This is a genomic window from Nocardia sp. NPDC024068, from assembly GCF_040638875.1.
In the GTDB taxonomy this organism is placed as follows: Bacteria; Actinomycetota; Actinomycetes; order Mycobacteriales; family Mycobacteriaceae; genus Nocardia.
The window spans coordinates 292116-317285 of sequence record NZ_JBEZYU010000002.1; the positions used below are offsets into that span (position 1 = coordinate 292116).

The 25170-nt window shown below is 68.5% G+C and carries 19 protein-coding genes; 14 read left to right on the forward strand and 5 right to left on the reverse strand.

All coding sequences use genetic code 11. From position 1 onward, the window contains the following. Window positions 1–360 precede the first annotated feature (360 nt). The 3 genes from AB0F41_RS04105 (at window position 361) to AB0F41_RS04115 (ending at window position 2802) form a co-directional block, all read left to right on the forward strand. A complete protein-coding gene (locus AB0F41_RS04105) occupies window positions 361–816 on the forward strand; it encodes a hypothetical protein (RefSeq protein WP_357421220.1) in 456 nt (151 codons plus the stop codon). Between the two features lie 112 nt (window positions 817–928). After that, complete coding sequence (locus AB0F41_RS04110) at window positions 929–1765, forward strand: SAM-dependent methyltransferase (RefSeq protein WP_357421221.1); 837 nt, start codon at window positions 929–931, stop codon at window positions 1763–1765. 215 nt (window positions 1766–1980) lie between these two features. Continuing rightward, window positions 1981–2802 (forward strand): SAM-dependent methyltransferase, encoded by an 822-nt coding sequence (locus tag AB0F41_RS04115; protein ID WP_357421222.1) that lies wholly within the window; start codon window positions 1981–1983, stop codon window positions 2800–2802. 18 nt (window positions 2803–2820) lie between these two features. On the opposite strand, the gene AB0F41_RS04120 is transcribed toward AB0F41_RS04115, so the two are convergent. After that, window positions 2821–3147 (reverse strand): Lsr2 family protein, encoded by a 327-nt coding sequence (locus AB0F41_RS04120; protein WP_357421223.1) that lies wholly within the window; start codon window positions 3145–3147, stop codon window positions 2821–2823. A gap of 210 nt (window positions 3148–3357) precedes the next feature. Between AB0F41_RS04120 and AB0F41_RS04125 the strand changes: the two genes are divergently transcribed. The 4 genes from AB0F41_RS04125 to AB0F41_RS04140 all read left to right on the forward strand — a co-directional run bounded on the left by AB0F41_RS04125 (window position 3358) and on the right by AB0F41_RS04140 (window position 7194). Then, window positions 3358–4290 carry an alpha/beta fold hydrolase gene (locus tag AB0F41_RS04125; protein ID WP_357421224.1) on the forward strand — a complete coding sequence of 311 codons (933 nt, stop codon included), beginning with the start codon at window positions 3358–3360 and terminating at the stop codon, window positions 4288–4290. 53 nt (window positions 4291–4343) lie between these two features. Next, a complete protein-coding gene (locus tag AB0F41_RS04130) occupies window positions 4344–5012 on the forward strand; it encodes a class I SAM-dependent methyltransferase (RefSeq protein WP_357421225.1) in 669 nt (222 codons plus the stop codon). Between the two features lie 128 nt (window positions 5013–5140). Continuing rightward, a complete protein-coding gene (locus AB0F41_RS04135; RefSeq protein WP_357421226.1) occupies window positions 5141–5623 on the forward strand; it encodes a MarR family transcriptional regulator in 483 nt (160 codons plus the stop codon). Then, window positions 5620–7194, forward strand: a complete 1575-nt coding sequence (locus AB0F41_RS04140) for a DHA2 family efflux MFS transporter permease subunit (RefSeq protein ID WP_357421227.1) — start codon at window positions 5620–5622, stop codon at window positions 7192–7194. The genes AB0F41_RS04135 and AB0F41_RS04140 overlap by 4 nt, the downstream gene beginning before the upstream one ends. 42 nt (window positions 7195–7236) lie before the next feature. On the opposite strand, the gene AB0F41_RS04145 is transcribed toward AB0F41_RS04140, so the two are convergent. Then, complete coding sequence (locus tag AB0F41_RS04145; protein WP_357421228.1) at window positions 7237–8442, reverse strand: hypothetical protein; 1206 nt, start codon at window positions 8440–8442, stop codon at window positions 7237–7239. A gap of 113 nt (window positions 8443–8555) precedes the next feature. Between AB0F41_RS04145 and AB0F41_RS04150 the strand changes: the two genes are divergently transcribed. Both AB0F41_RS04150 and AB0F41_RS04155 read left to right on the forward strand, forming a co-directional pair. Beyond that, window positions 8556–8795, forward strand: coding sequence for a hypothetical protein (locus tag AB0F41_RS04150; RefSeq protein ID WP_357421229.1), 240 nt, complete (start codon window positions 8556–8558; stop codon window positions 8793–8795). Window positions 8796–8874: 79 nt separating this feature from the next. Then, a complete protein-coding gene (locus AB0F41_RS04155) occupies window positions 8875–9903 on the forward strand; it encodes a hypothetical protein (RefSeq protein ID WP_357421230.1) in 1029 nt (342 codons plus the stop codon). A gap of 8 nt (window positions 9904–9911) precedes the next feature. Here the strand turns inward: AB0F41_RS04155 and AB0F41_RS04160 are convergent, their stop codons facing one another. Continuing rightward, window positions 9912–10334 (reverse strand): organic hydroperoxide resistance protein, encoded by a 423-nt coding sequence (locus AB0F41_RS04160; protein WP_357421231.1) that lies wholly within the window; start codon window positions 10332–10334, stop codon window positions 9912–9914. Between the two features lie 172 nt (window positions 10335–10506). Between AB0F41_RS04160 and AB0F41_RS04165 the strand changes: the two genes are divergently transcribed. Continuing rightward, window positions 10507–10899 (forward strand): hypothetical protein, encoded by a 393-nt coding sequence (locus tag AB0F41_RS04165; RefSeq protein ID WP_357421232.1) that lies wholly within the window; start codon window positions 10507–10509, stop codon window positions 10897–10899. 44 nt (window positions 10900–10943) lie between these two features. Here the strand turns inward: AB0F41_RS04165 and AB0F41_RS04170 are convergent, their stop codons facing one another. Continuing rightward, complete coding sequence (locus tag AB0F41_RS04170; RefSeq protein WP_357421435.1) at window positions 10944–11447, reverse strand: SRPBCC family protein; 504 nt, start codon at window positions 11445–11447, stop codon at window positions 10944–10946. Between the two features lie 292 nt (window positions 11448–11739). Here AB0F41_RS04170 and AB0F41_RS04175 point away from each other — a divergent pair, with 292 nt between their 5' ends. From AB0F41_RS04175 to AB0F41_RS04190, 4 genes are all read left to right on the forward strand, one after another. Further along, window positions 11740–12789 carry an alpha/beta hydrolase family protein gene (locus tag AB0F41_RS04175; protein WP_357421233.1) on the forward strand — a complete coding sequence of 350 codons (1050 nt, stop codon included), beginning with the start codon at window positions 11740–11742 and terminating at the stop codon, window positions 12787–12789. 282 nt (window positions 12790–13071) lie between these two features. After that, window positions 13072–19629, forward strand: a complete 6558-nt coding sequence (locus AB0F41_RS04180; protein ID WP_357421234.1) for an SDR family NAD(P)-dependent oxidoreductase — start codon at window positions 13072–13074, stop codon at window positions 19627–19629. Beyond that, window positions 19626–21071, forward strand: coding sequence for an MFS transporter (locus AB0F41_RS04185; protein WP_357421235.1), 1446 nt, complete (start codon window positions 19626–19628; stop codon window positions 21069–21071). The genes AB0F41_RS04180 and AB0F41_RS04185 overlap by 4 nt, the downstream gene beginning before the upstream one ends. 10 nt (window positions 21072–21081) lie before the next feature. Further along, the gene (locus AB0F41_RS04190) at window positions 21082–22476 is read left to right on the forward strand and encodes a condensation domain-containing protein (protein ID WP_357421236.1); all 1395 of its coding nucleotides are present in this window, start codon (window positions 21082–21084) and stop codon (window positions 22474–22476) included. A gap of 6 nt (window positions 22477–22482) precedes the next feature. Here the strand turns inward: AB0F41_RS04190 and AB0F41_RS04195 are convergent, their stop codons facing one another. Next, window positions 22483–24975 carry an FtsX-like permease family protein gene (locus AB0F41_RS04195; RefSeq protein ID WP_357421237.1) on the reverse strand — a complete coding sequence of 831 codons (2493 nt, stop codon included), beginning with the start codon at window positions 24973–24975 and terminating at the stop codon, window positions 22483–22485. Between the last annotated feature and the right edge of the window lie 195 nt (window positions 24976–25170).

Here is a 25170-nt window from a genome sequence, read left to right on the forward strand (position 1 = left end):
AACGGCGCCGGCCCGGCACTCCCCCATATCGCGACGTTTCGTACGCCCGAGCAAACCACTGCCGACACGGATTCATTACATCCATGTAACGCTTTGCGCGCCAAGGCTTTCGACGGTGGACGACACCGGGTGCCGCCCTGCCGTCCACTGTCTCCGGCGGTTAGGCTGACGGGCAGTCGACAGGAGCCGAATCGACCGCCACGGCGGCGCGCCGTCCCAGCTCTGTACCGACCGACCAGAAGCGCCCGCGCACACGTGGATTCGCCACCGGACGGCCAGGCCGGTGTGCCACGGGCACGGATCCGCTACCGCATGCCAGGCACGACGTGTACAGCACCACGAGAACAACGGGAGGACCTCATGTCCGACGACATCACCAACACCGAAATCCGTAAGAAACTCACCGAGGTCCTCGGCCATTCCAGTATCGATCTCGCGACCTCCAAAGACGGGGTGAACTGGGCGACGAGTGCCTTCTTCGCCAATCTCGACGACGATCTGTTCACACTCACCCTGATTCTCGAGAACCGCGGCCGCACCCTCGACCAGCTCCGGGCCAATCCGAATGTCGGGGTAAAGGTCGTACCCGGCGGTATCGCGGACCCGTTCGCACAGGGTCTGGGCACGGTGACCCTGCGCGAAGACGACGACCGGGACGCGACATTCCAGGCGTTGCTGCGCAAGGAACCCCAAGTCGAACCTTTCTTCGCCACCCCGGTGACAGCCGTCGTCATCGATATCGACTGGTGGCGGGTCACCCACCTGGGCGGCGGGTGGCTCCCGGGCAAAGTGCTCGAACGCAGTGCGGACGCCTGAGCGAGCGACGCAAAACCCACGGCTTACCATCGCCCTGTTCGATTGTGCTACGTAGAGAGAGGTATTCATGGCCGAGCCGGCTCCTCACACAGGGGTTCGGGCACCGGTCGGAGTGGACACCACCCGGCCCAGCATTGCCCGTGTCTACGACTACAGCCTCGGTGGTAAGGACAACTACGACGTCGACCGCGTTGCGTTCGAGCAGATCCGGCGAATCGCGCCGCGACAGGGCGATGTATCCCGGATGAATCGGCGCTGGCTCCATCGGGTGGTGCGTTATCTGGCCGGTCCGGCCGGAATCGACCAATTCCTCGATATCGGCGCCGGACTTCCGACGGTGGGCAATACCCACCAGATCGCGCAGCAGGAGAATCCCGAGGCGAAGGTCGTCTACGTCGACAACGACCCGGTCTGCAACGCGCACGGACGGGTGCTGCTCGAACAGAACGAGAACACCCATTTCGTCTCCGGCGATGTTCTCGAGGAGGGCACCCTCCTCGAGAACAAGAAGGTTCTGCAGTATCTCGATATGGACCGGCCGATCGCGATGATCCTGTGCGGACTGCTCCATCACCTCGACGACGAACTCGATCCGCCGGGAGTCATGCGCGAGTACACCAAACGGCTACCCGAAGGCTCGTACGTGGCGATCACCAATTTCTGGGATCCCGCCGACGAAAACCCCGAGTTACACGAGCTCGCCAAGAAACTGGAGCGCGCCTTCACCGAAATGGGCCTGGGCTCGGGCTGGTACCGCACTCGCGCGCAGCAGCTCGAGTACTTCGACGGCCTGGAACTCATCCATCCGGGTTTCGGCGAACTCGAGGACTGGTGGCCGGCCGGACCCTCCACCCGGCAACGGCTTCCGGAAGAACGCGTCGTCATCGGCGGGGTGGGCTACAAACGACCCGAGCCGCACCGGCTACGCAGTATCCACGCCGGGAACTAGGCATTCCAGGAAATGAAGACGGTCGGTCACGGATGGTTCGAGTCGCACACCGGACTCGAACCCCGTTGCCGCGCAATTCCTTCGGTGCGATTGCCGCGCACCGAAGGGCGTTCTAGGCTGGTGGCCCGAATCACATTCATTTCACTTTTATCGCGCAGAGAGAGGTCGACATGGCCGAACCGGCTCACCGGACCGGCGTTCGCAAACCTGTGGGGGTGGATACCACCCGGGCCAGTATCGCTCGTGTCTACGACTACAGCCTCGGTGGTAAGGACAACTACGATGTCGACCGCGCCGCGTATGCCTCGATTCTCGAGGTGGCCCCGAGACAGGGTGATGTCTCGATAATGAACCGCCGTTGGCTGCATCGCGTCATACGACACCTGGCAGGAACCGCGGGAATCGACCAATTCCTCGATATCGGGGCCGGACTTCCGACGGTGGCCAATACCCACGAAGTCGCCCAGCAGCAGAATCCCGACGCACAGGTCGTCTACGTCGACAACGACCCGGTCTGCAACGCGCACGGACGGGTACTGCTCGAACAGAACGAGAACACCCATTTCGTGCCCGCGGACCTCCTCGAAGTGGACACCCTGCTGCGCAACGCCGACATCATCCGGTACCTGGACATGGACCGCCCGATCGGGCTGATCCTGTGCGGGCTGCTGCACCATGTGGACGATGAACTCGACCCGGCCGCGATCATGCGCAAGTACGTCGAACTACTGCCTCCGGGGTCGTATCTGGCGATCAGCCATTTCTACGATCCGGGTCCCGAGCACGCGGAACTGCATGCGCTGGCCCGGGAACTCGAGCGGCGATTCACCGAAGAGGGACTGGGTTCGGGCTGGTACCGCCGCACCGAGCAGATACTCGAATATTTCGGTGGGCTGGAACTCATCGAACCCGGGCTCGTCGAACTCGACGACTGGTGGCCCGCCGGACCGCCACTGCGGGAACGTTTCCCCGAAGAGCGGGTAATGGTCGGCGGAATCGCCTACAAACCCGCCACCAGCGGCGGCATCCGGAACTGAACGACGCGGCCGGGGCCGCTATTCGGTCGCGCGGCGGAATGCGGCCAGGATCCCGGCCGGAATCCGGCCGCGCGCCGAAATCTCGTGTCCGTTACGCACCGCCCACTCCCGCACAACCCTCGCGGATGCGGGTCGGCCGGCACGTTCCCGTTTGGTACGCCCCGGCCGACCGGCCTTCCGGGCGAACGGGGTCCACTTACCGAAGACTGCGCGCAATTCCCCCGCGTTGGCTTCGGTCAGGTCGATCTCGTACGTCACGCCCTCGAATGCGAACACCACAGTTTCGGCCGCGGGTGATTCGCCGTCGAGGTCATCGATCAAACTGATGACGACCTTGCGCGCCATGGGCTTGCTCCTCCGATCCCCAATTACCTTGCCACATATGACATCAGCTACCCCTCGGCCGTGCGAAATCCGGGCCTGCCCGCAGCACCGGCACAGCTACCTCTTCCGGGGGATGCGAGCATACCGCTACCCGCACACACGGTGTCGGCGGGGCGGGCCGGAGCCGCAGTGGTTACCGTGTCCGGGGCAGGATCGCAGAGGAGCGACCGAATGGGCACACAGCAACCGCAGTCACCCGAAACCGTGGAGTTCGCGCTCGGGCATCTGACGATGACGGCATTGACCTGGGGCGATCCGGATGGTCGGCTTGCACTGTGCCTGCACGGATTCCCGGACAGCGCGTGGACGTGGCGGTATCTCGGGCCCGAACTCGCTGCCCGGGGCTTCCGGGTGGTGGCGCCGTTCACCCGCGGGTACGCGCCGACCGAGGTACCCGCGGACGGCGTCTACGATCTCGGAGCACTCGCCTACGACGCGCTCGCGCTCCATCGCGCGCTGGGTGCGCCCGGCGACGCCGCGCTGATCGGCCACGACTGGGGCGCGATCACCGCGAATACCCTTGCCGCGCAACCGGACTGCCCATTTTCGCGGGTCGTGTCGCTCGCGGTGCCACCACTGTCGGCCATGCGGCCCCGGCCGGGTACGGCGCTGCGGTCCGCCGGCGCCTATCTGCGCCAGCTGCGGTTCAGCTGGTACATCCTTTTCAGTCAGCTACCGAAACTTCCGGAGCGGTCGCTGGATCGGCTGATACCGCGACTCTGGCACGACTGGTCCCCCGGGTACGCGGCCGAGGCGGATATCGAGCACGCCCTCGCTGCCCTGCCGGACCCGGCGCATCGGACCGCCGCGGTGTCCTACTACCGCGCGTTCGCCCGGATCACCGGGGCACCACCGGAGCCCTACGCCGAACCGCACCGGTACCGGTACGACGCGCCGCGGATGCCGATGCTGTACCTGCACGGCTCCGCGGACACCACCATCCACCCGGCGTTCACGGGTGGGGTGGCCGCGGCACTGGCCCCGGCCGGCGGTCGCGCCGAGACACTCACCGGCGCTGGGCATTTCCTGCACCTCGAACAACCGGCGCGGGTCGCGGAGCTGATCGGCGCATTCCTCACTGCGGAACCCGAAACAGGGCACTGACCGCCGCGCCGGTGCTGCCAGACGGTCGCGAACCGGTGCTATCTTCGGTCCGTATGGGTGTGGTCGCCGCTCTCGGCCGTTTCAACGGACACCATCCGTGGAGTCACAACGACTTCTATCTCGGCTGGGTCGCCGCGCGTATCCGGGAATCCGGCGCCCGCGAGGTCCTCGATATCGGATGCGGAACCGGGAATCTGCTCGCCCGGCTGTGCCGAGACGCCGACCACCTCACCGGACTGGAGCCGGATCCCCGCTCGGCGGATATCGCCGCGGCGCGTTTCGCGGGCACCGACGCGGTCACCGTGGTCTGCGCCCCGTTCACGGGCCCCCTCGAACACCGCCGACCGGCCATCACAGCGGTGGCGGTGCTCCACCATATGCCGCTGGACCGGGCATTGCGCGAGGTACGCGAGAGTCTCGCGCCGGGCGGGCGGCTGGTCGTGGTCGGCTGTTACCGGGACGCGGGGTTCGCCGATCACGTCGCCGGCACGATTTCGGCGGTCGTGAATCCGGTGATCGGGTTGTTCGTCCATCCTCGGCGCGCACGGTCGCTACCGGACCATATGCGGGCACCTACCGCGGAACCGCTGGATACGCTCGCGGCGATCCGGGACGCGGCCGGACGCGAACTGCCCGGTGCCCGGATCCGGCGGCGGATGTTCTGGCGGTACACCCTGGTGTACGACCGCCCGGCAGACGGTACGGACAGCTCCGAGCGGTAGGTGACACGAGCGGTTCGCGGACCAGCACCGTCGTTCCGGGTAATAGAACCGAGCCCCTCCTATGTTCTGCATCACAGACGAGATATTCTCGCTTCCGCGATTATTACGACGACCCATATGATCGCGCGGTGGCAAGTGAGTCGGAGACCAGCGCACTGATCGAGCATTTCGTGCTCGCGGTCTGCGATCCGGGACGGTGGCAGGGAGCCGATCGGCTCGCCGAACTGGACCTGACCCTCTCCCAGGCCCGGGTGCTGTTCACCGTCGTACGGCATAGCGAACCGCAGCCGATCCACACCATCGCCGACGAGCTCGGCCTGTCCATGGCCGCGGCCGGGCGCAATATCGACCGGCTGGTACGGCTGGATCTGCTCACGCGGCAGGAAAGCTCCACCGACCGCCGGGTGAAACTCGTCGGCCCGACCGAACACGGGCACCGGCTGGCCTGGGATCAGATCGCGATACACCGCGCGACGATCGACAAGGTCGTCCACCGCCTGCCCGACGCACTACGCGACGACCTCCGGAGCGTGCTCACCGCCGTGCTCGAATCCGGGGCCGTGGACAACGCCGTGGCCTTCCCCTCCATACCGTCAGGAGACAATTCGTGACCGCAACCTCCACCCCCGCCCCCGGCGCGGGGGCACCGGAGAGAATCGACGCGTCGGTTCTGAAACTCGCCGGTGTCGTCGTACTCGGATCCATCATGTCCATCCTGGACATCACGGTGGTCAACGTCGCCATGCCGACGTTCCAGTCCGAATTCGATGTCGCCAACTACTCCACGGTGGCCTGGACCGTCACCGCCTACACCCTGGCGCTGGCCACCGTGATCCCGTTGACCGGCTGGGCCGCCGACAGGTTCGGCACCAAACGGCTGTACATGACCGCGCTGTTGCTGTTCACCGCCGGTTCGGTGCTGTGTGCGCTGTCCTGGAACATCGGTGCGCTCATCGGATTCCGGGTGATCCAGGGTCTCGGCGGCGGTATGCTCATGCCACTCGGTATGACGATCATGACCAAGGCCGCCGGACCCGAGCGGATGGGCCGGCTCATGGCCATCCTGGGCGTGCCGATGCTGCTGGGCCCGATCCTCGGCCCGATCCTCGGTGGCTGGCTCATCGAGGATGCCTCCTGGCACTGGATCTTCCTGATCAACCTGCCGCTGGGCGCGATCGCGATCGTGTACGCCTGGGTCGTACTGCCCAAGGATGAACCGCAGGACAGTGAATCGTTCGATTTCGTGGGCATGCTGATGCTCTCGCCGGGTCTGGCACTGTTCCTGTACGGAATTTCCTCCATCCCGGAGGAAGGCACCGTCAACACCCCGAAGGTATGGGCGACGATGCTGGTCGGCGGCGTGTTGGTGGTCGCCTTCGTTCTCTACTCGTTCAAACCCAAGAACCCGCTGCTCGATCTGCGCCTGTTCCGCAATCGCGATCTCACGGTCGCGACTCTGACCATGTTCCTGTTCTCGGCGTCCTTCTTCGGTGGGCTGCTGCTGATCCCGACCTATTTCCAGCAGGTCCGTGGCGAAAGCGCGCTGATGGCGGGCCTGCTGGTCGCACCGCAGGGTATCGGTTCGCTGCTCACCATGCCGATCGCCGGAATGCTGGTCGACAAGGTTCCGGTGGGACGTGTCGTACCGGTGGGTCTGGCGATTCTGGCCGCGACCATGTTCGGGCTGACCCAGATCGAGGCCGGCAGTTCCTACGTCTATGTGCTGAGCGTGCTGTTCGTGATGGGTCTGGGAATGGGCCTCACCATGATGCCGCTGATGACCGCGGCGCTGCGGACCCTGGGCGAAACCCAGGTGGCCCGGGGCTCCACGCTGCTGAACATCATCCAGCAGATCGCCAGTTCCGTGGGTGTCGCGGTGATCTCGGTGGTGCTGACCAACCAGATGAAGGATTCCGAGGCGGTCTCGGCCGGCCAGGCCCTGGCCGAGGCGCAGCGGACCGGGGAACAGCCCGATGCCTCGGTGCTGCAGTACATCGCGAGCCTCGGCGACAAGTTCGAGGCCGTGGTGCTCGGGGATATGTCGGACGCCTACGCGAGCAGTTTCTGGGTCGCGTTCGTGCTGTGCGTGGTCACCCTGGTGTTCTCGCTGCTGCTGCCGCGCAAGGCCGCCGCGGTACCCGCCGGTGACGCCGACAAGCCGGCACCGGTGCTCATGCACTGACATCCGGGTGCGCACGCCGCCCGTCCGGACCGGTCCCCCGGTTCAGGCGGGCGGCGCCGTTTTCCGGAACCAGTCGAGGATCTGCGGCAGCGCGGTGCGCACGGTGGCCCCGTGGTCGATATCGCCCAGGTCGATCAGTTCGGCACGCGCGCCGAGTTCCGCCTTCGTGCACTGCTGGGAGTTCTCGAACGGGACACTGCGATCACCCTGCGCGGCGTACAGCCGAACGGGCGCGTCCGGTGCCCAATCGCAGACGGTATCGCTGTCGTCCATGGCCCGCAGCGCCGGACCGGTGGGGTTCTGCGCCAGCGCGAGATATTCCGGCGTCAGCAACTCCTGCGGGGTGCGCGGCAGCCCCGCCGTGACCGACAGCAGATCGTGGTGGCCGTCGAAGAGTTCCTCGACCCGCTGCGCATAGGGCGCGCGGAAGGCCTCGGCCGGATCCCCGTACACGTGATAGATCCGATTCATCGCGGTGATCCAGTACGCCAGGTACACCACCGCCCGCTTCGGGTCGACCCGGCCGTCCAGTGCACCCGGCGCCTGCACTTCCCGGACCGCATAGGCGCCGCTGACCGTCGCCGACGCCGCCAGGCCGAACCCGGCCACCGCCCCGCTGTGCAGTTGCTGCCCGAGCGCGAGACCCGCCTGCGCTCCCTGCGAGAAACCCGTCACCAGAACGTCCGGGCGGGTGTCGCGGCCTTGGTCGGCCAGGACGGTCCGCGCGGCCGTCAGCAGATCCGCCGAGGCCGACGCTTCGCTCGGCGCATGTGCGTAGGGATGCGGCCCGGGCCCCTCCCCCAGACCCAGATAATCGGGCGCCACCGCGGCATAGCCCGCGGCGGCGAACATGATCGTGCGGGCGCGTTCGGTCTCGCCGTCGGCCGAGGGCGCCTCGTCCCGGCGCACGGTCGTCCCATGCGCGTAGGACACCATCCGCAGCGCCGGACCGGCGGTCTCCGGAATCACGACCAGCCCGCTGGCGGTGGTCGGCGTACCGTCCGGGGCGACGGTGCCGTACACGACGCGATAGGCGCCCACCCCCTTCGCACCCGCAACCGGGTATTTCCACTCCGCGAGATAGTCCGCGGTCTGCGCGCCGGTCATCTCCAGGACCGGGGTGACGGTCACGACCTCGCCGCGCCCCGCGGGATCGGCCGCCGGCCGGTCGTCACCGTCGGTGCAGGCGACGCCGGACAGGACGAGCAGGATCGTCAGCGTCGACAGCAATACCCGGCGCAGGTTCACCGATTCCTCCTACTGGTGGCCTCGATTCGGTGAGGGTCACCGTACCGAATCGGCCGCTGGGGCCACCGAGGGCGCCGAGAAACGACATGACTCGCGATGGCGATGACACGATCGTGAACACCGAAGTGATTCCGCCGGCCGAGCGGCGGGATATGGTGCGGCGTTTGATCGCACTGTGCCATATCGCGAACGACCTCGTCGAACTCGCCGAACGCGAACCGACCGCCGCGCAACCCGTCTCGCCGGCCCTGCGTGAACACGCACGACAGCTCCGGGCCGGCCTGCGCGATTCGGTGGTGGATCTGGTGGCCAACGGGCACGCCGAACACCCTGATCGGGGTACCGCCGCCTGACCGGCCCGCGACGAACCCGCTGCCACGCAACGCGGTTGCGCGGTATTCCCACCGGTGGGCGGCGATTTAGACTGAAGCGATGGTCAAGCCGACCCCGTGGGGCGCGAGCGGAGGTGACGGCGCCGCCCCCTCCGGGCCGGGCCGCACCGCAGTGCGGGAAGCCACCGAACCCGAAACGGGAATATCGACATCCCGATCGGCCGACGCGCAGGAGCGGGCGCGGCGCCGGGACGAGCGGCGGGAACTCGCCCGCACCACACTGCGTGGCGCCCGGGACCGCGCCGAGGGCATCCGCAACGCACCCCGGTTACGCGGAAAATGGGGGTATGTCTTCACCGGGCTCGGCGGTGTCGTCACTTTCATCCTGATGTTTCAGCACTGGATGGTCGCCCACGGACCCGACGGTATGGCCGGGGCCACCCCATTCGGTCAAGTCGACTCCACCACCCGGTATCTGACCGTCTGGTCGTCGCAGGGCCCGCCGCCCGCCGCGGACCTGACCGGATCGTGGGCGGTGACCGCCAGCAGCGTCATCGCCGTCACCCTCGCGGCCATCGCGATCCATATCGTGACCGATTCGAAGCGATTCGCGCGGATCGCCACCGGTGGGGCGGTCCTGACGGCGGTTCTGGTGCTGGTGAACATGCTGTACCTGACCTCCCGGCAGAAGGCCCTCAAGAACATGACGATCCGGCGCTGGGATCTCGGCGGCCAGATCGGTTCCTGGGTGAACTGGGCCTTCAACGACGGGACGAAACCGGTCGCGGGTCTCAACCAGGTCGACTACGTCGCTTCCGGCACCATCACCACCGCCGCGATCGCGGCGATACTCATCGCGGTCGGCGCCGCCGTGGTCGCCGTGGCGTCGATGCCCCGCGAGGCGGGCAAGGCGGTGCGCATGCCCTGGAAGATCAGCGTATCCCGGGAGACGGCCGCGAATTACCAGGCGTCCACCGTGGATCGCACGGACGACGTACCGGCCGGGCCGCCGCCGGAACCCACGTCCGCACCGGTCGCGGAATCCGCCCCGGATTCGCGACCGCCCACCGCGCCGGACGCGGATACCACGGCACCCGGCGGTCCGGCGACCGAATCGCCGGGCACCTGAACAGGGATCTAGTCCTGCGCGATCCGCACCTCGACGTCGACATTGCCGCGGGTGGCATTGCTGTACGGGCAGACCTCGTGCGCCCGGTCGGCCAGCTTACGAGCCTCCTCGAGCGGCACATGCGGAAGCGAGACCTCGAGCACCACGGTCAAACCGAAGCCCCCGTCGGCGTCGGCGCCGAGACCGACCTTGGCGCCCACCGCGGAATCGTCGATATTCGCTTTCGCCTCCGAACCGACGAGACGCAGCGCGGAATGGAAGCACGCCGCGTAGCCGGCCGCGAACAACTGTTCCGGGTTGGCGCCGTCGCCGCTGCCACCCATTTCCTTCGGCATCGCCAGTTCCAGATCGATTCTGCCGTCGGTGGTCCGGGTGCGACCGTTACGGCCGTCTCCGGTGGACAACGCTTCGGCCGTATACAGAACGCGCATCGCGTCTCCTCTGATCGCTCTCGCCCGCGGTGGTCACCCACCGCCGCCCGCAGCCGGTGCCGCGGGACTGTGCGCAGTGTAGTGTCGCGCGCGATACCGGATCGGTTGCGGCACAGGCGCGGTTGCCCAGGACCATCCGGCGGCTGTACAGGTTCGAGCGATCGCGAGGCATATGTTCCCGAATCAGATTTCCACCGACTATCCCATTTCGCCCATCCCGGACGACGCCTACGGGCGCGGTGGTCCCGTTCCCGCTCCACGCGAGCGGGATCTGGTGATCACCGGTCTGCTCTGGTTCCTGCTGGCCACGCTGGCGATCGTCTCGGTCGTACTCTCACCGTGGTTTCTGCTGGCGATGGGAGTCTGTGAGGGCCGCACCGGCTGCAGCACCGACCCCAGCGTCGGGAATTGGATCATCGTGCTGGGCGGCAGCCTCGGATTTCTACTCGGGGCCGGAGTATCGGTCAATGCCGCGCGCAGCGGACGGGCACTGTATCCCGGTGCGTTGATCGGGGTCGGCCTGGTGCTGGCCGCGTGGCTGGCCGGTTCCCTGATGATGGGATGAGCCTTCCGGGTGCCGTCGCCCCAGCGGGCCACGGCACCCGGGAACTACTGCTGTGCCGCCGGGGCGAAACGCTCATCGGTGTAGCGCCGCAGATTCGCCAGGAAACGGCGGAACGCCATATTCATGAACGGTCCCGCGAGCCATGAGGTGTACCGCGCCGGACCGGCCAGCCGCTGGGCCAGAGTCCAGGTCAGCCGGCACCCTTCCGGAGTGGGCACCACCCGGTAGTCCTCGGCGAACGCGGCCACCGCGCCGGTGGTGCAACTGTTGAATCGGAAAGCCATCCGGGTGTGCGGCTCCCAGGCCAGGAATTCCTCGTCACCGACCAGCCCGCCGCGCATATCGACCACCCGGGTGGTGCCGATGCCGCGCGGTTCGGGAGTGGTCCAGGTGACCTTGGTGATCACCGAAGCCCACCGCGGCCAGGATTCCGCGTCGGCCAGCACCTCGAACAACTGCTCGGGAGTGATCGCCAGGTCCACGCTGTTGCTGAACTTCAGCGGTGCGTTCTCGATGAATTCGAGACCCACCCGCTCGCACGGCCGCATGGCACTCATCGCCGGCCACCACCGATCGCGATCGCCCCGTACCGGTGTGCGCGGACGTCCATGCGCTGGTTCCTCTCGTCGGTCGCCACAGCCGTCCACTGCGCGGCTGCCGTCCACCGATGGTTACACCTGTCCAGTCATCTGTCCATAGACGCTCACGGGGCGCGAGGGAGTCCGCCGGCGGGAGGCCACCTTGGGACCGGAAGCAGTGGGATCCCCTTCACACTGGCCCGCGTCACAGAAATCACCGGAAGCGAGCCGGGATACCGCGCGGCGGGCTTAGCGTCCGGCGATGCCACGACCGCACCGGAGGCGCCGCGCCGCCCGCGTCCTGTTCGTCTGGGCCACTGTTGTCGCGCTCCTTCCCGCGACGGCCACCGCGCCGGGAGCGGCAAGCCCGGCCACCACTCCACCGGCCCCCGGCGACGCCGTCCGGGAACCCGCGCGGATCACCGGGACACGATCGGCCGGCGGACGCGCTGTCGAGCTCGCGGTGTATTCGCCCGCCATGGACCGGGTGATCCCGGTGCGGGTACTTCCCGCGGCGGACCCCGCGGCCGGGGCCCCGGTCCTCTATCTGCTGAACGGGATCACCGGCGGCGGTGACGGCGGCAACTGGTTCGATCGCACCGATATCGGGGAGTTCTTCGCGGCCGAACAGGTCACCGTGGTCAACCCGATCGGGGGCGCGGGCAGCTATTTCACGGATTGGCGGGCGGACGACCCCGTGCTGGGGCGCCAGCGCTGGACCACCTTCCTGACCGGGGAGCTGCCGTCACTGATCGACGCCGCGTTCCACGGAACCGGCGCGAATGCCGTGGCCGGGGTATCGATGGCGGCCGCGTCGGTTTTCCAGCTGGCGCTGGCGGCCCCGGACCGTTACCGCGCGCTCGGCTCGTACAGCGGATGCGTGCGCACCAGCGATCCGCAGGGACGCGCGATCATCGAGTTGGTGGTCCGCAGCAACGGCGGGGACCCGCGGAACATGTGGGGCCCGCCGCAGGATCCGGCGTGGGCGGGTAACGACCCCTTCCTCCGCGGCGAGGATCTCCGCGGGCTCACCCTCTATCTCTCCGCCGGCACGGGCGCGCCCGGGGCGCTGGACACCCTGCAGGGCCCGGGAATCGGACAGAACCCGGGAAAGCTCGCCGATCAACTCCTGGTGGGCGGAATCCTGGAGACCGTGGCCGCGGGGTGCGCGGTCGGGTTGCGTGACCGCCTGCACGAGCTCGGTATCGCCGCCACTGTGGCGTTACGTCCGGACGGCACCCATTCCTGGGGTTACTGGCAGCAGGATCTGCACGATTCGTGGCCGCTCTTCGCCGCCGCATTGCGCAGGTGATCGCGAATGTCACCGGCGCGGCAAACACACTGGGCTGGTTCACAATTGATACGGGCGGGGCTTGTGCGGTGGCAGAACGTTGTCCGGAACACATTCCAGGAGCCCGAACCACCTCGGTAGCATCGGCCCCAATGTCGTAGCGACACCGGATATTTTGCGACTCCTCGGCATGATGGACGGATTTATTTCGCAAGTATTGTTCCGGCGACGTTCGCGGCGAAACTCTGCTCCAGATTTCCGGCGGGAAACCGCGGCTCACCCCGTATCCGGGAGGACATACAGATGTCGGACATTGCCATTGTCGGTATCGGCTGCCGTTTCGGCGGGGGGATCGATTCCCCGGAATCCTTCTGGGACTTCGTGGTCGACAAACGCGATGCCGTGGTCGAAATCCCGCCGGACCGCTGGGACTACCGCCGCTACTACGACCCCGAGAAACGCACTCCCGGGCGCAGCTACACCAGGCACGGCGCCTTCCTCACCAGCGACCCGTGGGAGTTCGACCCCGACTTCTTCGGCATCTCACCCCGGGAGGCCACCGGCCTGGACCCGCAACAGCGCTTGCTTCTCGAAGTGACCTGGGAGGCCCTCGACGATGCCGGGGTCGCCGGACGCGCCGCGGGTGAGTCGGTGGGCGTGTACATCGGCGGATTCGTGGTCGATCAGTCGGTGGTGGGGGTGGTCGGGCCGGCCCTGGCCCATGTGGATATGCATACCGCGGCCAGCGCCTCGTACACGATGCTGTCCAACCGGATCGCCTATGCACTCGATCTGGTCGGGCCCGCGCTCACCGTCGACACCGCGTGTTCGTCGTCGCTGGTCGCCTTCCATCTGGCCTGCCAGGCCATCGAGAACGGCGATTGCACGATGGCCCTGGCAGGCGGCGTGAACGTCATGCTGCAGCCGGAGACCTTCGTCATGATGTGCAAGGGCGGCTTCCTGGCCACCGACGGCCGCTGCAAATCCTTCGATGCCGCCGGCGACGGGTACGGGCGCGGCGAGGGCGGCGGAATCGTGGTGCTGAAGAAGCTCGACGACGCCCTGCGCGATGGCGATCGGGTCTATGCGGTGGTGAAGGCGACCGGATCGAATCAGGACGGTCGCACCGCTGCGATCACCGTGCCGAACGCCGATTCGCAGGAGGCACTGGCCCGCACCGTGTGCGAGCGGTCCGGTCTGGCGCCGGAACAGATCACCTACGTCGAGGCCCACGGCACCGGAACCCCCGTCGGCGACCCGATCGAACTGCGCGCACTGGGTTCGGTCTACGGCGCGGCCGCGGCCCGGCAACAAAGCCTCGGTGTGGGCTCGCTCAAGGCGACCCTCGGCCATACCGAGGCCGCCTCCGGGATCGCGAGTGTCATCAAATCGGCGCTCGCCCTGCGGCATCGCACGATTCCCCCGCAGGGCTGGCTGAACGAACCCAACCCGGATATCCCCTTCGCCGACCTGAATCTGCATATCCAGCTCGAGCCGCGGCCGCTGCCCGCCGACGCGGCGCCGATGGCCATCGCGGTGAACGGTTTCGGCTACGGCGGCACCAATGCCCACACGATCCTGCAGGAGTTCCGTCCCGCGGCCACTGCCGCGGCGGCCGGGCCGCGGCATCATCTCGGGGTGCTGCCGGTCTCCGCCCGCAGCGCGCCGGCCGTGCGGGCCATGGCCGGCCGGTTCGCCGATCTGCTCGCGGCGGGCGCGGACCCCGATCATCTGGCCGAGGCGGCGTGGACCCGGCTCGCCCACCACAGTTTCCGTACCGGGGTGCCGGTGCGTGAACGCGGCGCACTGATCGAGGAACTGCGCGCCTACGCGGGCGGGGACGGCCGCGACGCGGTCCGTACCGTGTCGCGGCGCACCGATGAACCGGTGTTCGTGTTCTCGGGTATGGGACCGCAGTGGTGGGGGATGGCGCGGGATCTGCTCGGCACCGAGGGGTCGTTCGCCGCCACGGCACGCACCGTCGACGACGCGTTCCGGAAGGTCGCCGGCTGGTCGATCATCGAGGAACTGCTGCGCCCGGAGGAGGAATCCCGAGTCGGCGCGACCGAGGTCGCGCAACCCGCCAACTTTCTCGTCCAGGTGGGGCTCGTCGCCGAACTCGCCGAGCTGGGTATCACACCGGCGCGGATCGTCGGTCACAGTGTCGGCGAGGTCTCCGCCGCCTATATCACCGGCATGCTGACCCTGGAGGAAGCGGTCACGGTCGCCTACCACCGTTCCCGGTTGCAGGCCACGACAGCGGGAACGGGCGGGATGCTCGCGGTCGGGACCGGAGCGGACAAGGTTCGCGAATACTTCACCGACGACGACGTGGTCGATATCGCCGCGATCAACAGTCCCGGATCTCTCACCCTGGCCGGTGACGTGGACCGGCTCGACGAGATCGCCGAGAAACTCACCGAGGAGGGCGCGTTCGCGCGAGCGCTGCGGGTGGAGGTGCCCTATCACAGCCGGTTCATGGATCCCGTCCTCGACGAACTGCGGACCGTACTGGCCGGGCTCTCACCCCGCGCGCCGCGGATTCCGCTGGTGTCTACGGTGACCGCGGAGGCGGTCGTGGAGGCCGAGGACGGCTGGGACGCCGAATACTGGTGCGCGAATGTCCGGCAGCCGGTGCGGTTCGCCGACGCCGTCGCGGGTCTGGTCACGGCCGGGCACCGGGTCTTCGTGGAGGTCGGCCCGCATCCGGTGCTGTCCGGCAATATCCGCGAGATCCTGCTCGCCGCCGGGGAGAACGGCGCCACCGTGGCCACCCTGAACCGCAAGGAAACCGACCGTGACAGTCTGCGGCGCACCCTCGCCGGTGTGTACGCCGCGGGTGTCCTCGACGCCGACGCTCTCTTCCCGGCCGGCCGACCGGCCACCGAACATCTGCCGCTGCCCCGCTATCCGTGGCAGAACACCCGGCTGCACAACCCGCTGCCGCTGTTCGAACAGCTGCGGCTGGGCAGCGCCGACACCTATACGATGCTGGGCGACCCGGATATGGAAGGCCGGCCGGGCTGGATGCTGCAGGTCGGCACCGAATTGCTGCCCTGGCTACCGGATCACGTGGTCGGTGGAATGCGCATCATGCCGGGTGCGGCCTATCTCGATGCGGCGCTCAGCGCCGCGGCCACCCGTTCCGGCGATACCCGCGTCGCGCTCGAGGACGTGCGGTTCGTCGCGCCGCTGGTGTTGGCGCAACCGGATGTGCCGTTCCTCGAACTCGGTATCGAGGAGGCCAGCGGGCGCTTCCTGATCCGTTCCCGCAGCGCCACCGGCACGGTGTGGACCGTGCATTCCACCGGACGCGCTCTGACCGGCAGCTACGAGACGATCGTGGATTCGGTACCGGAACCGGAGGCGGCGATCGACGTCGATCCCGAATTGTTCTATGCCGCACTGGCCGCACGCGGCCTGCAATACGGCCCCGCGTTCCGGCGCGTGACCACGGTTCGCGCCGGACGAGATGCCGTGGTGGCGAGCGTCGACGGCAGTATCGCCGCCGGATCCGGGCATCTCGCGCATCCGGCGGTCGTCGACGCGGCCATGCAGACGGTGGCCATGCTCTTCGCGCAGGACGGGCTCGGTGACGGCGCCATGGTGCCGGTCGGGGTTTCGGCGGTGCGGATGTATCGGGCACTGCCCGAGGAGGTGACCGTGGTCGCGCGCCGGGCCGGCGGTCCGCTGGCCGATGTACGGCTGCTGGCCGCCGACGGCACCCTCTGCCTGCATCTGATCGGGGTGCGGCTGGGTGCGCTCACGCCCGGCGGGAGTCCGCTGCAACGGATGGCCGACTTCTACTACGCCGAGACGATCGAACCGGCCGACCCCATCGACCCGCAGGCCCTGGGGGATACCGGGACGGCCACCACGATCGTGCTCGCCCTGGGCGAGAGCACCCGCGCCCGCGAACTCGCCGATGCCGTGCCCGGTGCGCATTACCGGCTCACCACCGGTACGGATCCCCATCTCGAGGCCGATCTCACCGCGCTGCTCCGCGCCGCAGCCGACGATCCGGGCACCACCCGGACCCATATTGTGATCGTCGCGGGCCGTATCGAGGACGATCTGGCCGATCTGTGGACACTGAAGCGCATCGCGGTCGCCGCGCACCTGTTCGTAGCACCCGATGCCGGCGATTCGCCGATGGCCGGGGGCGGCGACGACTCCTGCCATCTCACCCTGGTCACCGAACATGCCTTCGCGCGGCCGGACGCGACCGACGGCCCCGACTCACGTCAGGCCGCCCTGGCCGGGGCCCGGCGGGTCCTGCTGAACGAACAGCCGGCGCTGCGCTGGCGGCTCATCGATACCGAACCCGGTACCGGCATCGACGAACTGTGCACCGAATTGTCCGTTCCCGGCGCCTTCCGCTACGACAACTCCGATGAGGTCCTGCTGCGCGACCGCGGCCGCCTGCTGCCGCGGATCACCACCCCGCTGCAGGAACGGATCGACATCCTGGAGACGGCGGAACCGCTCACCGACCCGGAGGCCGATTTCGCGCTGGAGATCCCGAAATCCAAACTGCTGTCCGCACTGGCGTGGCGGCGCACCCCGCGACGCGACCCCGGGCCCGGTGAGGTCGAGATCGGGATGCAGATCATCGGGCTCAACTACAAGGACCCGCTGAAGGTGATGGGAATCCTCGGCGAACGAGAACTCGCCGATACCTTCTTCGGGACCAGCCCGGGTATGGAGGGCGTCGGCCGCGTCACCCGGCTCGGCGACGGGGTCACCGATATCGCGGTGGGCGATCTGGTCGCATTGGCCGCCAAAGGCATGATGCGGCGATATCACGTCGTGGACCGCGGCGCGGTGATCCCGCTGCCCGCGGACACCGACCCCGCGGTCTGCACCAGCACCACCGCCTTCGGCACCGCCGAATACTCCCTGCTGGACCTGGCACGGCTGGAAGCGGGTGAGACCGTGCTGATCCACGGCGCCGCCGGCGGGGTCGGTTCCGCGGCCATCCAGGTCGCCAAGGCTCGTGGTGCCCGGATCATCGGCACCGCGAGCACCGCGGAACGCCGGGCGCATATTCTCGCTCTCGGTGCCGATCACGCGCTCAACTCACGTTCGCTGAATTTCGCCGACGATGTGCTGGGGCTCACCGACGGTGTGGGGGTGGATGTGATCCTGAGTTCCGCGCCGGGCGAGGCGCTGCGCCAGAACTTCAAGGCGATCCGCGAATTCGGGCGCATCATCGAGGTCGGCAAGGCCGATATCTACACCGGCGGACTACTCGAGCTCGCGAACTTCGACAAGAACCTGTCCTACTTCTCCATGGACCTCGACCGGATGTGCCGGTTCCGGCCGCTGCAACTGGCCGACCTGCTGCGCCGGGTGGTGGCGAAGTTCCGCTCCGGCGAATACCGCCCGCTGCCCTACGAGCTGTACGGCACACACGAGGTGACCCGGGCGTTCGACGACACCATCCGCTCCACCCGGATCGGCCGGATCGCGTTGTCGATGACCGACGAGGCGCCACCGGTGCGGCCGATGCTGCCGGAGCTCGGCATCGATCCGGACGGCACCTATCTGATCACCGGCGGTTTCGGCGGTTTCGGGATGGCAACCGGTACCTGGCTGGTGTCGAAGGGAGCGCGGCGCCTGGTGTTACTCGGGCGCAGCGGCGCCTCGACCCCCGCCGCCCGGCAGCAGCTGGCGGCGTGGCGGGCCGCCGAGGTCACCGTGATCGAGGAACGCGCCGATATCGCCGACGCGGCGGCCCTCACGGCCGTGGTGGGCCGGGCGCACGATCCGCGTCATCCGCTCCGCGGTGTATTCCACGCGGCGGGAGCGGTCGCCGACAACCGGGTCGAGCATATGGACGCCGAGCAGCTGTCCCGGGTGTACCGGTCCAAGGTGCACGGGGCGCGGGTCCTGCACGACGCGGTCACCGGAGCCGGCGCCGAACTCGATATGTTCGTGCTCTACTCCTCCGGCGGTTCGATGTTCGGGATCTTCGGCCAGTACAACTACACGGCCGCCAATCTGGCCGTCGAGGCGCTCGCCGAGCAGTGGTCGCGGGCCGGTGAGCGGGTGCTGTGCGTGGGCTGGGGCCATATGTCGGGCGCGGCCGGCGGGATGGCCGCCGACGACAAGGTCGCGAAATACCTCGAACTGGCCGGGTTCGGGGCGATCGATATGGCCGACGGCACCGTCTATCTGGAACAAACGCTGCGACTGGGGGTGACGCGGGCGGCCGTGATCCCCACCGACTGGTCGAAACTCACCGCGGCGTTCCCGCAGATGGGGCGGACCGGGCGCCTCGCCGCACTGGTCGCGGCATCGGTACAGGACAACTCGATGCTGGCCACACTCAAGGCCGAACTCGCCGCGCTGGAGGAGAACAAGCGCGGGCAGGCGATGGCCCGGATGCTCGCCGACCAGCTGGCGGTGGTGATGGGGGTGCAGCCCGACACCATCGATCTGACCGCGCCGGTGACCGAACTGGGCCTGGATTCGCTCATGGCGGTCGAATTCGGTTCCCGCGTCAGCAAACAGCTCGGCATCGAGCTCATGTCGCTGCAGATGGGCCGGGCGTTCAGCCTCGAACAGGCCGGTCCCAAGGTCGCCGAACTGATCCTGGCCACCGATCCGGCGGGTGGCTTCGCAGCCGCTCTGCCCACGGCCGCACCGCAGGCCGAGGCGCCCGCCGCGAACGGCTCGGGTGGCGGGCGGCCGGATGTCGGCGCAGGCCCGGCACCGGCGAACGGCAACGGTCACCACGCGAACGGTCTCGAATCCTCCGCGGGCGGTGACAATGCCGCCGCGGCCGGGAACGGCAGCTCCGGCCCCGTGGCCGTGCCGGAGGACGCGGCGCGGCTACCGGAAGAGGCGCGGTCGTGACGGAGACCGCCACGGGTATCCGGACCGGCGGGGGTCCGGGCGCCTGGCTCGCGTTCACGGGATGCCTGCTGTCGGTGTTCATGCAGATGATCGACGTGACCATCGTGAACACCGCGCTACCGGCCATCACCACCGATCTGCGCGCCACCTCGGCGCAGCAACTACTGATCGTGTCGGGGTACTCGCTGGCGTTCGCGTGCACACTGCTGCCCGCGGCCCGGCTCGGCGCCCGCGCCGGCCGCCGCCGGATGTTCCTGCTCGCCGTCGTCGCGTTCACAGCAGCCTCGGTGTGGTGCGGAACCGCCGACGGCGCAGGTGAACTCGTCATCGCGCGGATCGTGCAGGGTGTCGCGGGCGCGGGCATGGCCGCGCAGACCATCGCCGTGCTCACCGCGCTGTTCCCCCGGGAACTGCACACCACCGTGTTCGCGCTGTACGGCGCCACCTCCGGTTTCGCCGGGCTACTCGGCCCGATCCTCGGCGGCGGGCTGGTCACCGCCGATATCGCCGGTCTCGGCTGGCACAGCGTCTTCCTGATGAATCTGCCGCTGGGGATCGTGGCCTTCGCACTGGCGTGGCGCTACCTGCGGCTCGACGCACCCCCGCGGCGCGCGCCGATGGACCCGGCCGGTGTGGTCCTCTCCGCCGTCACCTTGTTCGGACTGCTCTACGGCCTGTCGGAAATCCATCTCCACGGCTGGCGGCCGCTCCCCTGCTCGATCGTCGCGGCGGCGCTGGTGGCCGGGGCGGTCACCCTGCGGCACGAACGCCGCGCCGATCGACGCGGCGCCGGGCCGCTGGTGCGGCTGGACCTGTTCGCCGACCGCGGATTCGCGGTCGGGTCGATCGTGGTCACCGGATTCTTCGGGCTTTTCACCGCCTTCGTGTTCGCCATCTCCATCACCCTGCAGGATGTCCTGCAGTTCTCGCCGCTGCGCACCGGTATCGCGATGACGCCGTTCGCGCTCGGCGCCGGCGCGGGCGCGTTGCTCTCACCGGTGCTGGTGAAGCGGTGGGGTGTCCGGGTGCTCGCCGGTGGGCTCGTGCTCTACGCCGCCTGTGTGCTGATGGGGGTGGCCTATGTGAACATCACCGACGGGCGGGTGAACATGCTGCTGTGCGCCGCGCCTGTTTTCCTGTGCGGCTTCGGAGCGGGTGTCTTCGCGGTGCCGTTACAACCGATCATGCTGGCCGGACTCGACGACGAACAGATGTCCGAGGCCTCCGGATTACTGCCCACGATCGAGCAGATCGGCAACGGAGTCGGTCTCGCGCTGCTGTCCGCCGCGTTCTTCCGCGCCCACACCCTCGGCGGCAGCACCGTGATGCTGTCCGCGATCGCGGTGGTCGCCGTCGTCCTGGCCGCGGTCACGCTGGCTCTGCCCGACCCGGACACCGCGCCGGTCCGACCCCTACCGGCCCCGGCGCCGGCGGTGAACTGAGGAACGAGAGATGGTCGACTTCGGACTCATCGACGAATGGCAACCCGCCCCCGGACGAGTGGTGAGCTGGGCGGCGACACCACGGTCCCGGGAATACGCGGCGGCCGCGCCGGTACACAGCACACCGCCGTCACATCAGCAGGAGCACTACCTGCGCCAGGCCTACCGCCATCGCGGCGCGGAGTACCGGGTCTCCGGACTGTGCCTGGTGACCGCGGAGGTGCCCACCGTGCTGGACCGCGACGCGATGACGCGCGCGGTGAACGAATTCCTGTTCCGCCACGACACCTTTCGCAGCTGGTTCTCGCAGGCCGCCGACGGCACCGTCCACCGGCATCTGCTCGAACCGGGCCAGATCGACTTCGCACCCGTCGACCACGGCCGGATCGACAGTGCCGAATCGATCCGCGATCTCGTCCAGCGGCAGACTCCGCGCCCGCCGCAGTGGGACTGCTTCACCTTCTGGGCGATCGAGCACGGCGAATCCACCACCGTCTACCTGGCCGTCGATCATCTGCATACCGACGGTGTGGGCCAGCACATCTCATGTTTCGAACTGGCCTGCCTCTATGCGAAGCACGCCTGGGATCAGGCACCGCCCCTCCCGGCGCCCGCCAGCTATATCGAATACTGCGCCCGGGAACGCGCGGCCTCCGCACAGCTCACCCAGGCCTCCCCGGATGTGGCGACCTGGCTGCGACTGCTGCGCGGCAACGACGGTGAACTCCCCTCGTTCCCACTGGATCTGGGCATCCGTGCCGGGGACACCCACCGCAGCGCCCATCGGACGGTCGCGTTGTTCGGCGAGGACGAGGCCGCCCGATTCGAGAAGCTCTGCCGGGACCACGGCGGCGAATTCGCCGGCGGCGTCTTCGCCGCGGCCGCCCTGGCCGAACGGGAACTCGCCGACAGCGACTACTACTTCGGCATCACCCCGCTCAACACCCGCTCCACCTTCGAAGAGATGACCTCGATCGGCTGGTATGTGGCACTGGTTCCGGTGGCGTTCCCGATCGGAATCCGCGCGTCGTTCGAACGGATGGTGGCCCGGGCCCAGCGCGCCTACGAGAACGGTATGCGGCTGAAATCGGCCACCATTCACCGTGTTCTGGAGTTGGCGCCGACCGGCAGCGGTATCGAGGTGGCGCCGGACTGGTCCAACCCGATGATCTCCTATGTCGACGCCCGCGATTTCGCGGGCAGCGAATTCTTCGATTTCGCCCGCGGCGGGCTGTACGGGAACCGCGCCGCCAGCGAGGAAGCGCTCATCTGGATCAACCGCCTGCCCGCAGAGACGACGATCAGCGTTATCTACCCGGACAACCCCGTCGCACATGCTTCGGTGGACCGCTACCTCACCGCGCTGGCAACGATCTTCCGCGCGGCGGCCCGCGAGCCCCGGTGACCACCCTCAATCAACCGCCAGGGCCTCCACGATCGGCATCCGGGCGGCACGCACGGCGGGCGGCACCGACCCCAGCAGCGCCAGCACCAGCGCGACGACACCGTAGACGATCAGCAGCGGGCTCGCCTCGTAGACGACATCGATGGTCAGGGCGTGACCGATGGCGACAGCCGACAGGTATTGCACCGCCGCCCCGACGAGCAGCCCCAGGAGCGCGCCCACCAGCCCGATCCCGGCCGCCTCGGCCAGCACCGAGCGCAGCAGGAAACGCCGGTCGGTGCCCATGGCGCGCAATACCCCGATCTCGCGGCGGCGATCCAGAACCGACAGCATGAGGGTGTTCAGCAAGGCGATGGTGGCGACCAGCACCACGATCCACAGGATGTTGGTGGCCAGCGCGGTCCCCTGCCGCAGACTTCCCGCTGTCGCCTCCACGGCCTCCCTGCCGGAATCGATGTAGAGGTCCGGCGGTACCACCTGCCGCAGTGCCGCGCGCACCGTCTCCGGATCGGCGCCGGGAGCCAGGTCCACGGCGAGGGTCGTCTCCCCCGGTCGCTGATACCAGCCGCGCATGCGGTCGAGATCCATCATGATGACCCCCGCGATCGCGGAGAAGTACGGGATCACCTGCAGGACCCGCACCTCGTGCCGGCCCGTCGGAGTGGGCAGGGTGAGCAGATCACCTTCGGATACACCCAGCGACCGCGCGACGTCACGGGAAACCACCACCCCGCGGCCGGTGACCAGCAGGCGCCCGACCTCGGGCGTGATCTCCGAGCTGAGGCGGGTGTTGTCGGCGGAGGCCGGAAACCCCTGCAGCAGCACCCGTCCGGCCCCGGCACTGGCGAACGCCAGCTGAGCCGGGTTCACCGATGCCACTCCGGGCACGGCTTCCAGCTGCTCCTCGAGACCGTCCGGGAGCAGCGGTCCGGTGGGGAATTGTGCCATCGATCCCGGCGTCACCCAGAAATCCGTGGCCGCCAGATTCTCGAAACTCTTCCCCGCCGAATCGACGACGTTGCGGGTGGCGCTCCCGGTCGACACCACCGCCGCCACCCCGATGAGTACCGTCATCGCGGTGGCCCACACCCGCCGCGGTGCGCGCTCGAGCGTGGTCGCGCCCAGTGCGCCCGGCCCGCCGAACCAGCGGGCGATCGCGCCCGCGGCGCGGACGATCGGGGCGGTCGCCGCGAAACAGAGCACGATCGCCGCGCCGAAGGACAGCGAGATCGAGGCCAGCGACCATATGCCCAGATCCGTTTCGGCCAGATAGATCGACGCCGCCACCATGACCAGGCCCAGCACCAGCGACGCCCAGCGCACCGCCGGGCGTACGGTGTCGGTGGCGGCCGCGCCCACCGGCACCAGCGCCTCGATCGGCTGCACCCGGTAGACGGCGCGGGCCGCGAACGCCGACGCCAGCACACTGGCCAGCACGCAGAGCCCGATCGCGACCGGGATGGCGTATCCGGGGACCTGGTATTCGGTGCGGGCCTCCACCGACTGCACTATCGCGGCCGGCAGCCGGTCGATCGCGAGCCGGCCCATCACGATCCCGATCCCGGCGCCGATCAGCCCGCCCAGCGCCCCGACCAGCACCGCTTCGGCCAGCAGATCGCGGATCACCGGCATCCGGCGCCCCCCGATGGCACGCAGCAGCGACAGGGTGGGACGGCGCTGGGCGATCGCCATGGCCATGGCGTTGTAGATGAGGAAGGCCGATACGACGAGCGCCGCCGCCGCGGCCATCAGGGTGGAGTAGCGGATGATCAGCACCGCACCCCCGGCCTGCGCGGCGCGCAGGCCGGGATCGGCGACCACCGCGCGGCCGGCCACGGTATCGGTCAGCGCCGCCCTCAGCTGTTCGATGTCGGCACCGGGTTCGGCGATGATCTGGATGGAATCCAGCTGACCGGGCCGGCCGGTGAGTTGTTGCGCGGTGACCAGCGTGGTGGCGATCAGAAACCCACCGTTGAGCTGTCCGGCACCGTCGGCGTCGAGGGTCCCCGCCACGGTCGCCGTCCCGGAGCCGAGTGGAAAGGTATCGCCCTCCCGATAGCCCATGGCCGCGCCGGTGAGCACCCCGTTGGGCACGGTCAGCAGCTTCGCCGCCTGATCTCCCAGCGATCCGGTGAGCGAGCTGCCCAGTTCCGCGACCCGGGCGTCCGCGCCCACCAGCAGCGCCCGGTTCTCGTCCGCCCCGGTCTGGGCGCGCAGCATGGGGACGGCCGTCTCGACGCCGGGGGTCGCCGCGATCGGCCCCAGCAGATCCTGCCCGAAGCCCGCGTCGGTGATACCGCTGACCTCGAGCCGGGCCGTTCCGCCCAGACCGGCGACGAGTTTGTCGACCGAACCGGTCACCGATCCGGAGATACTGAACACCGCGACCAGCAGTGCCGCCGATACCGCCATCACCGTCAGCGAGATGAGGGTGCGGCCCCGATGCACCAGCAGATCACCGATGTTGAACAGCCGGAACCGATCCCAGACCGCGGTCATCGGCACCCGCCCCGGCGAGCACGGTCTGTTCCCTGCGCTCTGGTGTCCATCGCTGATCCCCGTCCCGGCCGCGCCCGGGCCCGGCCTTCTCGATTCCGGTTGTTCATCCTCGTCCACACCGCGCGATCCCGCCATGCCCGCAGCGGAATCCTGTGATGCCTCCCCATGGACGGCCACCGGGATTTCCGATACGGC

Coding starts and splice junctions, on each gene's coding strand:
- AB0F41_RS04180 (WP_357421234.1), top strand. CDS start 13,072: ATGTCGGACATTGCCATTGTCGGTATCGGCTGCCGTTTCGGCGGGGGG.
- AB0F41_RS04175 (WP_357421233.1), top strand. CDS start 11,740: ATGCCACGACCGCACCGGAGGCGCCGCGCCGCCCGCGTCCTGTTCGTC.
- AB0F41_RS04170 (WP_357421435.1), bottom strand. CDS start 11,447: ATGCGGCCGTGCGAGCGGGTGGGTCTCGAATTCATCGAGAACGCACCG.
- AB0F41_RS04165 (WP_357421232.1), top strand. CDS start 10,507: ATGTTCCCGAATCAGATTTCCACCGACTATCCCATTTCGCCCATCCCG.
- AB0F41_RS04120 (WP_357421223.1), bottom strand. CDS start 3,147: ATGGCGCGCAAGGTCGTCATCAGTTTGATCGATGACCTCGACGGCGAA.
- AB0F41_RS04105 (WP_357421220.1), top strand. CDS start 361: ATGTCCGACGACATCACCAACACCGAAATCCGTAAGAAACTCACCGAG.
- AB0F41_RS04190 (WP_357421236.1), top strand. CDS start 21,082: ATGGTCGACTTCGGACTCATCGACGAATGGCAACCCGCCCCCGGACGA.
- AB0F41_RS04125 (WP_357421224.1), top strand. CDS start 3,358: ATGGGCACACAGCAACCGCAGTCACCCGAAACCGTGGAGTTCGCGCTC.
- AB0F41_RS04195 (WP_357421237.1), bottom strand. CDS start 24,975: ATGACCGCGGTCTGGGATCGGTTCCGGCTGTTCAACATCGGTGATCTG.
- AB0F41_RS04130 (WP_357421225.1), top strand. CDS start 4,344: ATGGGTGTGGTCGCCGCTCTCGGCCGTTTCAACGGACACCATCCGTGG.
- AB0F41_RS04155 (WP_357421230.1), top strand. CDS start 8,875: ATGGTCAAGCCGACCCCGTGGGGCGCGAGCGGAGGTGACGGCGCCGCC.
- AB0F41_RS04160 (WP_357421231.1), bottom strand. CDS start 10,334: ATGCGCGTTCTGTATACGGCCGAAGCGTTGTCCACCGGAGACGGCCGT.